Consider the following 13390-nt stretch of genomic DNA (forward strand, 5'->3'; position numbering starts at 1 on the left):
GTGCCGGCCCCGGCCGGGCCGGCACGGCGTGACGCACCTCACCGCTAGCAATCCGCTTGCAGGAGTTAGCAGGCGCGGGGTGCGGGGCATGACCGAGACGTCAGGTCATCCCCGATGTCTGGAGTTCCCCCGTCGTGACCGACCACGCCAAGATCGTCAACCAGCTCCGCGCGCTGGTCCTGCTCTCCCAGACCGAGGAGCAGGTCGCCCGCACCCGGGTGACCCAGGCCCGCACCGACGCCGTGCGCCGCGAGCTCACCCAGAACGCCGACAACGCTGCCGAGCGCACCCGGCTGATCACCGCCGAGCTGCGCGAGCTGGGCGGCGTGCCCGACGTCGTCACCCCGGTCGTGGGCCGGCTGTCGGCCGTCGTCAAGGCCGCCGTCGAGCAGGCCGAGCCGATCGAGGAGGCCCTGCTGCAGGACCTCTCCCTCGAGCACCAGCTGCACGACCGCGCCACCTACCTCAAGGTGCTCGGCCAGGCGGCCGGGCTGGCCAAGGTCGAGCGCCTGGCCGAGGGCCTGATCCGCGCCCACGAGGCCACCATCGAGTGGCTGACCGTCGTGCTGGCCGAGGAGGCACTGGGCGGCCCCGCCGCGCTGCAGGCCACCCCGTTCCAGCAGGTCGCCGGCGTCGCCGCGCGGGCCGCCAACGCCCCGTACCGCTTCGTCGCCAACCGGGTGAACGAGGCCCTCGACACCGCGCAGCAGCGCCGTGAGGCCGCCGGTGACAAGCTCGGTCAGGTGGCCGGCCGCGCCTCCACCCTCACCGACGCCGTCCGCGAGACGCTGACCGTCGGCCGCGCCGCCACGCTGCGCCGGGCCGAGCGGATCGCCCGTCGCGAGGGCAACCGCACCGCCGCCGACGCCGCCAAGGCCGCCCGCGAGGAGCTCGGTGACGTCTCCGCCGACGAGCTGCCCGTGAAGGGCTACGACTCGCTGTCGACCTCCGACGCCGCCAAGGCCGCCAAGGCCCTGCGCGAGCCGCACGACATCCGCGTGCTCATCCGCTACGAGGAGACCCACAAGAACCGGTCGAGCGTCATCAGCGCCGCCCAGGTCGCCCTCGCCGCGGTCGCCAAGGAGGCCGTGGGCGTCGACAACTGACACCCGCCGCTCGCCGGACGGCCCGCACCCCACCCCGGGTGCGGGCCGTCCGGCGTTCGGGGAGATCCCGGTCGCAGCGGGTTTGACCCGCCGTGGCGGTCGGGGATCGTGACGGCATGCAGATCACACCCGAGGCCCTGGAGCAGGAGTTCTCGCTCCAGACCGCCGTCACCCGCCTGGACTTCCTGAGCCGGCGGGACTCCGGGGCCACCCCCCGCGCCCGGGCGACCGGGAGCGACGAGGACTCCTGGAGCTCGCTGCTCGACGACTCCACCTCCCTCGACGTCGCCGAGTCCCTGGAGCTGCTCGCCCTCGGCGAGGTCGTCGCCCGCAAGGCCCACGACAGCCAGCTCGTCGGCTTCCGCGCCGCGCTGCGGGGCGGGGCCGGCTGGGAGGCGATCGCCGCCGCGCTCGACCTCGCCCCGGCCGAGGCGTGGGCGGCCTACCACCGCGTCATCGACAGCCAGGAGCGCGCGGGCGTCCTGGACGCGCAGGACGCCGCGGACGCCCGCGCCCAGGCCGGGGACCGTCCCGCTTAGCTCACCTCGACGCCGCGCCAGAAGGCCACCCGGCCGGTGATCTCCTTCGCGGCGTCCTTCGGCTCGGGGTAGAACCACGCGGCGTCGGGGTTGACCCGGCCCTCGACCTCCAGCGTGTAGTACGACGCCTGGCCCTTCCAGGGGCAGGTCGTGTGCGTGGAGGAGGGGCGCAGCACGTCGCTCCGCACGGACTCTCGCGGGAAGTACGCGTTGCCCTCCACGGTGACGATGTCGTCGGACTCGGCGATGACGGTCCCGTTCCAGGTCGCTGTGGTCATGCCGCGATCGTCCCCCACCGGACACCGGTGCGGGTGGCGTGCACCACGCGTACGAGCCGGTGGGCTGGGCATGTGACCGGGAGGCGCGCCGACCGCGTCGCCCCCGGTGGCCCCGCCGCCGGTCCGGCCCGTCCCCGACGACGAGGAGCGCGACCGATGTCCCAGGCCGCCCGACCGCCCGACCCCCAGGACCCGCGCCGGGGGATGCAGCCGCGTCCCAAGCGCGGGCGCGCGGTGCTGCTGGGCACCTTCCTCGGCCTGATCGTGCTCGTCTTCGGCTTCATCCTGCTGGTCAGCCAGTGCAGCGCGGACGAGGACGACGACGGCGCGCTCGGCCCCACTCCCACCGTCGTCGTCGAGCAGGGCGCGGCGCCGGCGAGGGTCTGACCCGCCGGCGGTCCTGGGTCAGCGCTCGAGGAGGGCGAAGGTCGCCACGGCGTGCGCCAGGGCCTCCCCGTCCTGCTCGACGTCGGCCTCGCAGACGGTCAGGTGCTCCCCGCGGGTGCGCACCCGGCCGCGCACCTCGAGCCGGCCGGGCTTCCCGGGCCGCAGGTAGGTCACCGTCAGCTGGCTGGTCGCGGGCACCTGGCCGTCGGTGGTGGTGGTGCGCACCGCCTGACCCATGGCCGTGTCGACCAGCGTCGCGACGACGCCGCCGTGCAGCGTGCCCGCCGGGTTGAGGTGCTCCTCGCGCACCTCGAACGCGAGCGTGGCCGCGCCATCGTCGCTCTCGGCCAGCCGGGCGCCGAGCCCTCCGGCGAAGCCGCCCACGTCGCCGTCGTCCGCCATGCCCGGGCCCGTACCCGCCCGCCCGCCGGTCACGCCCGGCCGCCGCGTGCCGGACGCCCCACGGATCGCGGCCGCGCGGCTAGGGTCCGCCGCCGTGTCGATGCGGCGGAGGACGTGGGTCTGGCTGGGAGCGGCGGTCGTCGCGGTGGTGCTCGGGGTGGTCACCCTGGCGTGGTTCCAGCCGCAGCGGCTGTTCTACGACAGCCGGGTCGACGAGGCCCTGCCCTCGGCGGCGGCCGGGGCGGCGGACACGACCGGCAGGATCGGCAGCGCGCTGCCGGCCGACCCGGTCGACCTGGCCACCGGCACGTTCGTCTCGCTCGAGCACGAGACGGTCGGCACCGCGCGGGTGGTCCGGCTGCCCGACGGGTCGACCGTCGTCCGGCTGGAGGGCTTCGAGACCACCAACGGTCCGGCGCTGTTCGTCTACCTCTCGCAGAACGCCGCCACGGGCGAGGAGGCCGCCTTCGACGACGACTTCGTCGACCTCGGGCCGCTCAAGGGCAACGTCGGCGACCAGAACTACGTCGTCCCGGAGGGCTTCGACGCGACCGGCTACGTCAGCGTCGTCATCTGGTGCGAGCGCTTCGACGCCGCCTTCGGCGCCGCCGACCTCGCCCCGGTGGCAGCCACCTGAGCGCCGCCCTCAGGCCGGCTCGCGGCGCATCGGCACGTGCGGGATGCCGTCCTCGACGTAGCCCGGGCCGCTGACCCGGAAGCCGAGCCGCTCGTACCAGCCCTGCAGGTGCGCCTGGGCGCCGAGCGTGACCGGGAACCCCGCGCAGAGCTCGATGCCCGCCTCGACCAGCCGCGCGGCCAGCCCGCGCCCGCGGGCACCGGCGGCGGTGGCGACCCGGCCGATCGCGCGGGTGGCGCCGTCGTCGAGCACCCGGATGGTGGCCAGCACCTCGCCGTCCTGCTCGAACCACAGGTGCCGGGTGCCCGGCTCGACGTCGCGTCCGTCGAGCTCGGGGTAGGGGCACTGCTGCTCGACGACGAACACGTCGACCCGCAGCCGGCACAGCTCGTAGACCTCGAACGGGGTGAGCTCGGCGAAGCCGGCGGTGTGCAGGAGCGGGGCCACCCGCCCGTTGTAGCGCACCGCCGCGGCGGGCTCAGGCGCGGGCGCGGTAGCGCCGCATCGTCAGCGGCCCGAGGACGGCGACCAGCGCCACGGCCCAGACCAGCACCCACCCGACGTCGGCCACGTCGACCCCGCCGTGCACCAGGCCGCGCACCGCGCTGACCAGGTGGCTGACCGGGTTGACCTCGACGACGGACCGCAGCCAGCCCGGCATCGTCGCGGGGTCGACGAAGATGTTGCTGCCGAACGTCAGCGGCATCAGCACCATCATCGACCAGCCCATGACCGCCTGCGGGGTGCGCAGCCGCAGCGCCAGGTACGTCCAGACCCAGCCGAGGGCGAAGGCGAAGACCAGCAGCAGCCCGACCGCGGCCAGCAGGCCGACGACCCCGCCACCGGGACGCAGCCCCAGCACCATGCCCAGGCCGAGGACGACGACCGAGGCGAGGGTGAACCGCACGACGTCGCCCAGCAGCGCGCCGACCAGCGCCGAGGGCCGCCACACCGGCAGCGAGCGGATGCGGTCGAAGACGCCCTTCTCGATGTCGGTGTTGAGGGCGACGCCGGTGTACATCGTGATCATGAGGATGCTCTGCACGAGGATCCCGGGCAGGAAGAACTGCACGTAGGCCTCGACCGAGCCGGCCAGGGCGCCGCCGAAGAGGTACGTGAAGATCAGCGTCAGCATCACCGGGAAGACCGTGACGTCGAACAGCTGCTCGGGCACGTGCTTGATCCGCAGCAGCGTGCGCCACCCGAAGGTGGCCGAGGCCGCCAGCGGGCCCTGCGGCCGCGGGCGCTCCCCGGAGCCGAGCGCGGCCAGCACCGCGGCGGTGTCGGGTGCGGCGAGCGGGGGAGGGGCGCTGTCGAGAGCGGTCATCGTCGGTCCTCCGGGTCGGGAGCGGGGGTGCCGGCGTCCTCGGCGGGCCGGCCGGTCAGGGCGAGGAACACCTCGTCGAGGCTCGGCTGGCCGAGCGCGAACTGGGCCAGCTCGATGCCGGCGCCCTCGAGTGCGGTGAGCGCCCGGGCCGCCGGTCCGGCCTCGGGCACGCGGGCGGTGAGCGCCGCCGGGTCGCCGTCCTCGGCCACCGGCACGCCCAGCACCCGCTCGAGCAGCTCGCGCGCGGTGCCGCGGCGGGCCGGGTCGAGCACCCGCACGTGCAGCGTGCCCGAGCCCACCGACGCCTTCAGCGCCCCCGGCGTGCCCTCGGCGATGACCCGGCCGGCGTCGATGACCGAGATGCGGTCGGCGAGCTGGTCGGCCTCGTCGAGGTACTGGGTGGTGAGCAGCACCGTCGTCCCGCCGCGGACCAGCGCGCGGACGACGTCCCAGACCTGGTTGCGGCTGCGCGGGTCGAGGCCGGTGGTCGGCTCGTCGAGGAAGACCAGGTCGGGCCGGACGACGATGCTCGCGGCGATGTCGACCCGCCGCCGCATGCCGCCGGAGTAGTGCTTGACCTGCCTGCCGGCCGCCTCGGTGAGGCCGAAGGCGCTCAGCAGCTGGTCGGTGCGCTGGCGCGCCGCGGCCCGGGAGTAGCCGAGCAGCCGGGCCAGCAGGAGCAGGTTCTCCGCGCCGGTGAGGTCCTCGTCGAGCGAGGCGAACTGGCCGGTGAGGCTCACCCGCGCGCGGACGGCGTCGGCGTCGGTGACGACGTCGTGGCCGAAGACCCGCGCCCGCCCGCCGTCGGGCGGGATGAGGGTGGCCAGCATCCGGATGGTGGTGGTCTTGCCCGCGCCGTTGGGCCCGAGGAAGCCGTGGACGCCGCCCTGCGGGATGCACAGGTCGACACCGGCCACCGCCGTCGTCGCGCCGAACCGCTTGACCAGTCCCGTGGCCTCGATGGCCGGGACGTCCCCGCCGCCCGCCGCCTGGTCCCCGGCCGGCACCGTGTCGCCGACGTACGCCGTCACGTGCCCCACCTCCCGCTCCCGTGTCGGTGCCCGCACGGTCCCGCACGGGTCTGACAGGAGGACCGGGGCGGCACCGGTGACTCATCGGTCCCGCACCCTCGGCACGTCTGCTTAGGTGTGCCTACCCTGGGCGGCTGACGACACCGCCGTCCCACGTCTCTTGGAGGACCCGTGACCAGGCCCGGCCGGGCGACCGCTGCTGCGCTGACCGCCGTCTGCCTCTCCGGGGCGCTGGCCGCCTGCGGCAGCGCGGGGGCCGCCGACGCCGACACGCTCACCGTGTACAGCGCCCAGCACGAGAGCCTGGTGCGCACCATGCTCGAGGGCTTCACCGAGGAGACCGGCATCGAGGTGGAGTTCCGCGACGGCAACGACGCGGAGCTGGCCAACCAGATCGTGCAGGAGGGCGAGGCCTCCCCGGCCGACGTCTTCCTCACCGAGAACAGCCCGTCGATCGCCGTGCTCGACCGCGAGGGGCTGCTCGCGCCGCTGGAGCAGGAGACGCTCGACCAGGTGGGCGAGCAGTTCCGGCCCTCCTCGGGCACCTGGACCGGCTTCGCCGCCCGCTCCACCGTGCTCGTGTACGACCCCACGGCCCTGCCGGAGGACCAGCTGCCGGCGTCGATCCTCGACCTGGCCGACCCGGCCTGGGAGGGCCGCATCGGCATCGCCGCCGGCGGCGCGGACTTCCAGGCGATCGTCGCCGCCGTCCTGGCGCTGCGCGGCGAGGAGGCCACCCGCGCCTGGCTCGAGGGTCTCGAGCGCAACGCCGCCGTCTACCAGAGCAACACCGCCGTGATGGTCGCCGCCGACGAGGGCGAGATCGACGCCGGCGTCATGTACCACTACTACTGGTACCGCGACCAGGCCGAGGGCGGCCTCAAGGGCGACGACGCCCGGCTGCACCTCTTCGGCAACGGCGACCCCGGCGCCTTCCTGAGCACCTCCGGCGCCGGCGTCCTCGCCTCCTCCGACCAGCAGGACGACGCCCAGCGGCTGGTCGACTACCTGACCGCGCCCGAGGCGCAGGCCCGGCTGGCCGAGAGCACCGCCCTCGAGTACGCCGTCGGTGTCGGGGTGCCGTCGGCCGAGGCGCTGCCGCCGCTGGACACCCTCGGCGCCCCCGCGGTCGACCCCGCCTCCCTCGACCAGGAGCGGGTCACCGAGCTCATGCAGGAGGTGGGGCTGCTCTGAGCCTCGCCGCCGGACCGGCCGCCGCGACGCCGACCGCACGGGCGTCGCGGGGCCGTCGCGCGTCCCGGGCCCGCCGCGCCCCGGTCACGGTGGCGCTGGCGGCGGCCGTCGCCGCGCTGGCGCTGCTGCCGCTGGTGCACATCGCGGTGGCCGTCGCCGAGGTCGGCTGGAGCGGCGTGGCGGAGCTGGTGTTCCGGCCGCGGGTCGCCGAGCTGCTGGGCAACACCGTCCGGCTGGTCGCGGGCACCGTCGCCGTCACCGCGGTGCTCGGCGTCGGCGCCGCCTGGCTGGTCGAGCGCACCGCGCTGCCCGGCCGCCGCGTCTGGCACGTGCTGCTGGTCGCGCCGCTGGCCCTGCCGGCGTTCGTGAGCAGCTCGGCGTGGATCTCGCTGCTGCCCGGCCTGGACACCTACGGCGGTGCCCTGCTGGTCGTGTCGCTGGCCTACGCGCCGTTCGTCTACCTGCCCGCCGTCGCGGCGTTGCGCGGGCTCGACCCCGCGCTGGAGGAGACCGCCCGGGGGCTGGGCCTGTCGACGTGGGGGGTGTTCCGGCGGGTGCAGCTGCCGCAGCTGCGGGTGGCCGTGCTCGGCGGGACGCTGCTGGTCGCCCTGCACGTGCTCGCCGAGTTCGGCGCGCTGGCCATGCTGCGCTACCCGACCTTCACCACCGCCGTCTACGACCAGTACCGCGCCACCTTCAACGGACCCGCCGCCACCATGCTCGCCGGCGTGCTCGTGCTGCTGTGCCTGGTGCTGCTGCTGGCCGAGATCCGGCTGCGCGGCACCCGCGGCTACGCCCGCACCGGGGCCGGCGCCGCCCGCCGGGTGCGCCCGGTCCGGCTCGGCGCGCTCACCGGCCCCGCACTGCTGGCCCTCACCACGGTGGTGGCGCTGTCGCTGCTCGTGCCGCTCGCCGCGCTGGTGTCGTGGTTCCGCACCGGCACCTCCGCGCGGGTCGACTGGGCGGCGCTGGCCACCACGACCGGGACGACGCTGGCGCTGGCCGCCGCGGCCGCCGCCGTCACCACCGTGCTCGCCCTGCCCACCGGGTGGCTGGCCGTGCGCCGCCGCGGGCCGGTGGCGACCCTGCTCGAGCGCACCACCTACCTCGGCAGCGCGGTGCCGGCGATCGTCGTCGCGCTGGCGCTGGTGGCGGTGAGCATCCGGGTGCTGCCGGCGCTGTACCAGACGGTGCCGGTGCTGCTGGCGGCCTACGCGATCCTCTTCCTGCCCCGGGCGATCGTCACGGTGCGCGCCGCGGTCGAGCAGTCCCCGCCGGTGCACGACGACGTCGCCGCCTCCCTGGGCGTCTCCGCGCCGGCCCGGCTGTGGCGGGTGACCCTCCCGCTGCTGGCCCCCGGCATCGGCGCCGGCGCGGCGCTGGTGTTCCTCGCGGTGGTCACCGAGCTCACCGCCACGCTGCTGCTGGCCCCCACGGGCACCGAGACGCTCGCCACGGCGTTCTGGTCGGCGAGCAGTGCCCTCGAGTTCGGCGCCGCCGCCCCCTACGCCGTCGTCATGGTGCTGCTCTCGGCACCGGCCACGGTGCTGCTGTCCCGAGACGCCCTCCCCCGACGAGGTCCGACCCCATGAGCGCGCTGACCGTCTCCGGCCTGGCGAAGTCCTACGGCCGCACCCCGGTGCTCACCGGGGTGGACCTGCACGTCCCGGGCGGGACGACCACCGCGCTGCTGGGCCCCTCCGGCTGCGGCAAGACGACGCTGCTGCGGATCGTCGCGGGCTTCGACGACCCCGACGCCGGCACCGTCGAGCTCGGCGGGCGGGTGGTGGCCGGCGCCGGCCGCGGCGTCCCCGCCCGGTCGCGCGGCATCGGCTTCGTCCCGCAGGAGGGCGGGCTGTTCCCGCACCTGAGCGTGGCGGGCAACGTGGCCTTCGGGCTGCCCCGCCGGCTGCGCCGCGACCGCACGCGGATCGCCGGGCTGCTGGCCCTCGTCGGCCTCGACGCCGCCCTCGCCGACCGCGCGCCGCACCAGCTCTCCGGCGGCCAGCAGCAGCGGGTGGCGCTGGCCCGCGCGCTGGCGCCCGAGCCCTCGCTGGTGCTGCTCGACGAGCCGTTCTCCTCCCTCGACGCCGCGCTGCGCGAGGACACCCGCCGCGCGGTCGCCGAGGCGCTGCGGGCCACCGGCGCCACGGCCGTGCTGGTCACCCACGACCAGGCCGAGGCGCTGTCGACCGCCGACCAGGTGGCGGTGGTGCGCGGCGGCACGCTGGCGCAGCTGGCCGACCCGCGCACGCTCTACCGCGAGCCCCGCGACCTCGACGTCGCCGCGTTCGTCGGGGAGGCGGTGGTCCTCGACGGCGCTGCGACCGGCGGGCGGGTCGCCTCCGAGCTCGGGGAGCTGGCGCTCGGGCGGCCCTGCCCCGACGGGCCGGTCCGGGTGATGCTGCGGCCCGAGCAGCTGCGGCTCTCGCCCGGGGCGGGGGTGCCCGCGCGGGTCCGCGGCGTCGACTTCTACGGCCACGACGCGCGCATCGAGCTGGAGCTGCCCTCGGGTCTGCGGGTGAGCGCGCGCACCGAGGGCGGCGACCTGCCGGCCGAGGGGACGCAGGTCGGCGTGGTCGTCGCCGGCCCCGCGGTGCCCTTCCCGGCGGCGGCCCCGGGCGTGCCGCGGACCTCGGAGCCGACGCCGGCCTGACCCTGGGCGCCGGGTCCGAGTTAGGTGTGCCTAAGCTCACCGCCGTGGACCTGTTCCTCTTCACCGTGGACGCCGCCTGGGGGCGGGACGTCGTCGCCGCCGGCGCGAGCGGGATCGTCGTCGACTGGGAGCGCCGCGGGAAGCACCGGCGGCAGGCCGGCGAGGGCACCCAGATCAACGGCGACACCCTCGCCGATCTCGTCCGCGTGCGCGCGGCCACCGACGGCCGGCTGCTGTGCCGTGTCAACGCCGCCGGCCCGTGGACGCCGCGCGAGGTCGCCGACGCCGTCGCGGCCGGCGCCGACGAGATCCTGCTGCCGATGGTGCGCACGCCCGAGGAGGTCGACCGCACCCTCGAGCTGGTCGCCGGCCGCTGCGGGCTGGGGATCCTGGTCGAGACCCAGGACGCCGTCGACCGGGTCGCCGAGCTGGCCGCGCGGCCGCTGTCGCGGGTGTACGTCGGGCTCAACGACCTGCGTATCGACCGGCGGTCGACCGAGCTGTTCCGCCCGCTGGTCGACGGCACGATCGACGCCGTCCGCGCCGCCGTCCCGGTGCCCTTCGGCGTCGGCGGGCTGACCCTGCCCGGCGGCGGGTTCCCCGTGCCGGGGGAGCTGCTGGCCGCCGAGCTGGTCCGGCTGGGCACCGACTTCACCTTCCTGCGCCGCTCGTTCACCGCCGACATGGCCGGCCGCGACCCGTTCACCGAGGTGCCCCGGCTGCTCGCCTCGCTGGCCGACCTCGCCGACGCCGACCCGCTGACCGCGGCCGGCCGGCGGGAGGCGTTCGTGGCCGCGGTCGAGGAGGCCGCCGCCCCCGTGCCCGTCCCCGCGTGAGCGGCCGGGCGCTGGTCACCGGCGCCGGCGGCTTCGTCGGCCGGCACCTGGTGGCGCGGCTGGAGGCCGACGGCTGGGCGGTCACCGGGCTGACCCGGGCCGACGTCGACCTCGCCGACCCGCTCGCCGCCGCGGCGGCGGTGCGGGCCGCCGACCCCGACGTCGTCTTCTCCCTCGCTGCGGGGCGGGCGAAGGCGACCCCTGCCGAACGGGCGGCGACGGTGGCCGTCAACACCAGTCCCTGGCTGGTCGACGCCCTGCCCGACCGGTGCCGCGCGGTGGTGCGGCTGGGCTCGTCGACCGAGTACGCCGCCGGTCCGGCGCCGCTGGACGAGGACGCGCCGCTGCGCCCGCGCGGCTTCTTCGGCGCCACCAAGGCGGCCGGCTCGCTGCTGCTGCAGGCCGCCGCGGCCGAGCGGGGGGTGCGCGCCGCAGTGGTGCGCGCCTTCCAGGTCTACGGCCCCGGCGACCACCCGACACGGCTGGTGCCGGTGGTGCTCGCCGCCGCCCGCACCGGCGCGGCGGTGCCGCTGCCGGCCGCGGTCAGCCGACGGGACTGGGTGTGGGTGGGCGACGTCGTCGACGCGTGCGTGCGGGCCGCGCTGGCCGACGACCTCCCGCCCGGCGCGGTGGTCAACGTCGGCACCGGCGTGCAGACCGACGTCGCGGAGCTCGTCGCCACCGCGGAGCGGGTCACCGGCCGCCCGATCGCCACCGTGCGGGGCGCCCACCCGGGCCGGCACTGGGACACCGCCGACTGGGTGTGCGACCCGCGGGCGGCCCGCGCGCTGCTGGGCTGGACGCCGTCGGTCGACCTGGCCGAGGGGCTGGCCCGCACGTGGGCGGCGTGACCCCGCTCCGCGTCGCCGTCGTCGTCCCCGTGCACGGCAACGAGGCGACGCTGCGGCCCCTGCACTCCCGGCTGGCCGCGGCGCTCGCGGGCCGGGACTGGCGGCTGCGGCTGGTGGTCGACGCCTCGCCCGACGGCAGCCTGGCGGTCGCGCGCTCGCTCGCCGCCGGGGACCCGCGGGTGGCCGTGACCGCGCTGGCGGTCAACGTCGGCCAGCACCGGGCGCTGGCCACCGGGCTGGCCGCCGAGGACGCCGACGCGTGGGTCTGCCTCGACGCCGACCTGCAGGACCCGCCCGAGGCGGTGCCGGCGCTGCTCGACCGGCTGGCCCGCGGCGACGTCGGTGCGGTGTTCGCCGGCCGCCGCGGCCGCTACGAGTCGCCGGCGCGGCGGCTGACCGGGGGGCTGCACCGGCGGGTCGCCGCCGCGCTCACCGGCCTGCCGCCCGACGCCGGCGCGTTCCTCGCCCTCGGGCCGACGGTGCGCGACGCCGTCGTCGGCGCGGTGCTCGGCGGCGACGCGCCCAGCGTCGTCCTCGCCGCGGGCCTGGCCGGCACGCCGCTGACCAGCGTGCCCGTCGCGCGCGACCGGCGGCCGGTGGGGGAGTCGGCGTGGACCGCCCGCGCGCGACTGCGGCAGTCGCTGCGGTCGCTGGCGTGGGCGGTCAGCGGGTCCAGAGCTGCACGACCAGGTCGGTCTTCACGGCCGGCAGGTCCCAGGTCCGGGTCAGCGACAGCCCGGCGTCGCTGAGGATCGCGTCGTCGTCGGTGGGCACCGGCTCGCCGTCGACCAGCCGCCGGACCAGCCAGACGCGGTCGGCGTCGGCGGGGGCGTCGTCGGGCGGGAGGACGACGTCGGGGCGCAGCCGCGGGCCCTCCGTGCGGACGAAGTGGTCGAGCCCCATCGCGGCCCGCTGGTCGGCGGCCACCACCGGCTCGCCGGGACGCTGCTCGCGCAGCAGCAGGGCGACGACGTCGTCGGAGCGTTCCCGCGGCTCGCGGACGGCCAGTGGCGCGGAGGCCACCAGCGACAGGCCGAGCAGGGCCGCGGCCACCGGCGTGCGGGCGCCCCGGGGCAGCGCGGTCACCCCGGCCGCGGCCAGCACACCCAGGCCGATCAGCCCGGCCAGCAGGTAGCGGGGCAGGTACACCGGCCGGACGGTCTCGGCGGCCAGCAGGAGCAGCAGCGGCACCAGCAGCCAGCAGGCGCCGACGACGCGGACCCCGGCGCCGCGCAGCGCGCCGACCACGGCCAGCCCGACGGTGAGGTAGAGCAGCGGGGTGCGGCCGCCGGACCAGGCCGCGACGGCGAGGTCGGCGAGGGTGCCGCCGGTGTCGCGCAGGTGCTCGGCGTTGCGGGCGCCGGTGCCGTTGAGCAGGTTGACCCCGACCAGGCCGACGGCCGGCAGGGCGGCCAGCGTGCCGACGACGGCGACCCTGGTGGCGGCCCGGCCGCGCAGCAGCAGCGCCGCGACGACGAACGCGGCGAGGACCGTGACCGCGTACCAGTGCGCCAGGCCCATCCCGGCGCCGGCCAGACCGAACAGCAGCAGGCCGCGGCGCTCCTGCAGCCAGCGGGTCAGGCCCAGGACCGCACCGCCGGTGGCCAGCACCGCGAGCCCGTAGCTGCGGGCCTCCACGGCCTGCTCGAGCAGCAGCGGGGCGCAGGCGGGCACCAGCCCGGTGAGCACGCCCGTGGGGCGCCCGGCCAGCCGGGTGACCGCCCGCGTGACGAGCGCCAGGCCGCCGGCGGTGGCCAGCACCGACAGCACCCGCAGCGACGTGTCGCCGCCCAGCCCCGGCAGCGACACCCAGGCGTGCACGACGAGGTAGTACGGGGCGTTGTAGGACGGCGGGACGTCGGCGAGGTAGCTGGTGACGCCCTCGCCGGTGACGATCGCGCGCAGGATGTCGCCGAGCGGGCGGCGGGCCACCTCGGAGGTGAACGCCTCGTCGAACCACAACCCGTGGCCGGGGGCGAGCAGGACGGCGCACAGCAGCCCCAGCACCGCGGGGGGCAGCAGCTCGACGGGCGACCAGCGCGGCGGTGCGGTCGCTGACGGGGCGTCGAGCGTCCGGTCGGCCGTCGCGGTCACGGGGAGGAAGGGTAGGCGAACCTCACCTGCCGGTCGGTGTCGGTGGGGCGGT

Annotated in this window: 16 protein-coding genes; 10 read left to right on the forward strand and 6 right to left on the reverse strand. The window is 76.8% G+C overall.

Annotated elements, in window-relative coordinates:
• The first annotated feature begins 134 nt into the window (after positions 1–134).
• Positions 135–1106 (forward strand): ferritin-like domain-containing protein, encoded by a 972-nt coding sequence (locus ACI8AD_RS22005; RefSeq protein WP_456872663.1) that lies wholly within the window; start codon positions 135–137, stop codon positions 1104–1106.
• A 116-nt stretch (positions 1107–1222) separates the two neighbouring features.
• Entirely contained in the window at positions 1223–1645 is a 423-nt protein-coding gene (locus ACI8AD_RS22010) for a hypothetical protein (protein WP_456872664.1), read from the forward strand.
• Here ACI8AD_RS22010 and ACI8AD_RS22015 read toward each other — a convergent pair.
• On the reverse strand, positions 1642–1923 hold the full coding sequence (locus ACI8AD_RS22015) for a DUF427 domain-containing protein (RefSeq protein ID WP_456872665.1): 282 nt from the start codon (positions 1921–1923) through the stop codon (positions 1642–1644). The two genes, ACI8AD_RS22010 and ACI8AD_RS22015, sit on opposite strands and share 4 nt — an antisense overlap.
• 156 nt (positions 1924–2079) lie before the next feature.
• Here ACI8AD_RS22015 and ACI8AD_RS22020 point away from each other — a divergent pair, with 156 nt between their 5' ends.
• On the forward strand, positions 2080–2310 hold the full coding sequence (locus ACI8AD_RS22020) for a hypothetical protein (RefSeq protein WP_456872666.1): 231 nt from the start codon (positions 2080–2082) through the stop codon (positions 2308–2310).
• An 18-nt stretch (positions 2311–2328) separates the two neighbouring features.
• On the opposite strand, the gene ACI8AD_RS22025 is transcribed toward ACI8AD_RS22020, so the two are convergent.
• Positions 2329–2712: a PaaI family thioesterase gene (locus tag ACI8AD_RS22025; RefSeq protein WP_456872667.1), complete on the reverse strand. Its 384-nt coding sequence runs from the start codon at positions 2710–2712 to the stop codon at positions 2329–2331.
• A 100-nt stretch (positions 2713–2812) separates the two neighbouring features.
• Between ACI8AD_RS22025 and ACI8AD_RS22030 the strand changes: the two genes are divergently transcribed.
• A complete protein-coding gene (locus ACI8AD_RS22030) occupies positions 2813–3349 on the forward strand; it encodes a DM13 domain-containing protein (protein WP_456872702.1) in 537 nt (178 codons plus the stop codon).
• A 9-nt stretch (positions 3350–3358) separates the two neighbouring features.
• Here the strand turns inward: ACI8AD_RS22030 and ACI8AD_RS22035 are convergent, their stop codons facing one another.
• From ACI8AD_RS22035 to ACI8AD_RS22045, 3 genes are read right to left on the reverse strand one after another with little or no spacing between them, the layout of a single operon-like run.
• Positions 3359–3796: a GNAT family N-acetyltransferase gene (locus ACI8AD_RS22035; protein ID WP_456872668.1), complete on the reverse strand. Its 438-nt coding sequence runs from the start codon at positions 3794–3796 to the stop codon at positions 3359–3361.
• 31 nt (positions 3797–3827) lie between these two features.
• The gene (locus ACI8AD_RS22040; protein WP_456872669.1) at positions 3828–4676 is read right to left on the reverse strand and encodes an ABC transporter permease; all 849 of its coding nucleotides are present in this window, start codon (positions 4674–4676) and stop codon (positions 3828–3830) included.
• Positions 4673–5707, reverse strand: a complete 1035-nt coding sequence (locus tag ACI8AD_RS22045) for an ATP-binding cassette domain-containing protein (RefSeq protein ID WP_456872670.1) — start codon at positions 5705–5707, stop codon at positions 4673–4675. Before ACI8AD_RS22045 ends, ACI8AD_RS22040 begins: the two co-directional genes overlap by 4 nt.
• A gap of 171 nt (positions 5708–5878) precedes the next feature.
• On the opposite strand from ACI8AD_RS22045, the gene ACI8AD_RS22050 reads away from it, so the two are divergent.
• From ACI8AD_RS22050 to ACI8AD_RS22075, 6 genes are all read left to right on the forward strand, one after another.
• Positions 5879–6901, forward strand: coding sequence for an iron ABC transporter substrate-binding protein (locus ACI8AD_RS22050; protein ID WP_456872671.1), 1023 nt, complete (start codon positions 5879–5881; stop codon positions 6899–6901).
• An 89-nt stretch (positions 6902–6990) separates the two neighbouring features.
• Positions 6991–8493: an ABC transporter permease gene (locus tag ACI8AD_RS22055; protein WP_456872672.1), complete on the forward strand. Its 1503-nt coding sequence runs from the start codon at positions 6991–6993 to the stop codon at positions 8491–8493.
• Positions 8490–9557, forward strand: a complete 1068-nt coding sequence (locus tag ACI8AD_RS22060; RefSeq protein ID WP_456872673.1) for an ABC transporter ATP-binding protein — start codon at positions 8490–8492, stop codon at positions 9555–9557. Before ACI8AD_RS22055 ends, ACI8AD_RS22060 begins: the two co-directional genes overlap by 4 nt.
• 44 nt (positions 9558–9601) lie before the next feature.
• A complete protein-coding gene (locus ACI8AD_RS22065; RefSeq protein WP_456872674.1) occupies positions 9602–10393 on the forward strand; it encodes an aldolase/citrate lyase family protein in 792 nt (263 codons plus the stop codon).
• Positions 10390–11244 (forward strand): NAD-dependent epimerase/dehydratase family protein, encoded by an 855-nt coding sequence (locus tag ACI8AD_RS22070; RefSeq protein WP_456872675.1) that lies wholly within the window; start codon positions 10390–10392, stop codon positions 11242–11244. The genes ACI8AD_RS22065 and ACI8AD_RS22070 overlap by 4 nt, the downstream gene beginning before the upstream one ends.
• On the forward strand, positions 11241–11993 hold the full coding sequence (locus ACI8AD_RS22075; RefSeq protein WP_456872676.1) for a glycosyltransferase: 753 nt from the start codon (positions 11241–11243) through the stop codon (positions 11991–11993). The genes ACI8AD_RS22070 and ACI8AD_RS22075 overlap by 4 nt, the downstream gene beginning before the upstream one ends.
• Here the strand turns inward: ACI8AD_RS22075 and ACI8AD_RS22080 are convergent.
• A complete protein-coding gene (locus ACI8AD_RS22080) occupies positions 11908–13338 on the reverse strand; it encodes a hypothetical protein (protein ID WP_456872677.1) in 1431 nt (476 codons plus the stop codon). The genes ACI8AD_RS22075 and ACI8AD_RS22080 overlap by 86 nt on opposite strands.
• Between the last annotated feature and the right edge of the window lie 52 nt (positions 13339–13390).

The sequence above is a fragment of the Geodermatophilus sp. SYSU D00766 genome (assembly GCF_054049915.1).

Excerpts from the sequence above, each read along its gene's own strand:
- ACI8AD_RS22040 (WP_456872669.1), bottom strand. The coding sequence starts at position 4,676 with ATGACCGCTCTCGACAGCGCCCCTCCCCCGCTCGCCGCACCCGACACC.
- ACI8AD_RS22010 (WP_456872664.1), top strand. The coding sequence starts at position 1,223 with ATGCAGATCACACCCGAGGCCCTGGAGCAGGAGTTCTCGCTCCAGACC.
- ACI8AD_RS22025 (WP_456872667.1), bottom strand. The coding sequence starts at position 2,712 with ATGGCGGACGACGGCGACGTGGGCGGCTTCGCCGGAGGGCTCGGCGCC.
- ACI8AD_RS22020 (WP_456872666.1), top strand. The coding sequence starts at position 2,080 with ATGTCCCAGGCCGCCCGACCGCCCGACCCCCAGGACCCGCGCCGGGGG.
- ACI8AD_RS22015 (WP_456872665.1), bottom strand. The coding sequence starts at position 1,923 with ATGACCACAGCGACCTGGAACGGGACCGTCATCGCCGAGTCCGACGAC.
- ACI8AD_RS22060 (WP_456872673.1), top strand. The coding sequence starts at position 8,490 with ATGAGCGCGCTGACCGTCTCCGGCCTGGCGAAGTCCTACGGCCGCACC.
- ACI8AD_RS22030 (WP_456872702.1), top strand. The coding sequence starts at position 2,813 with ATGCGGCGGAGGACGTGGGTCTGGCTGGGAGCGGCGGTCGTCGCGGTG.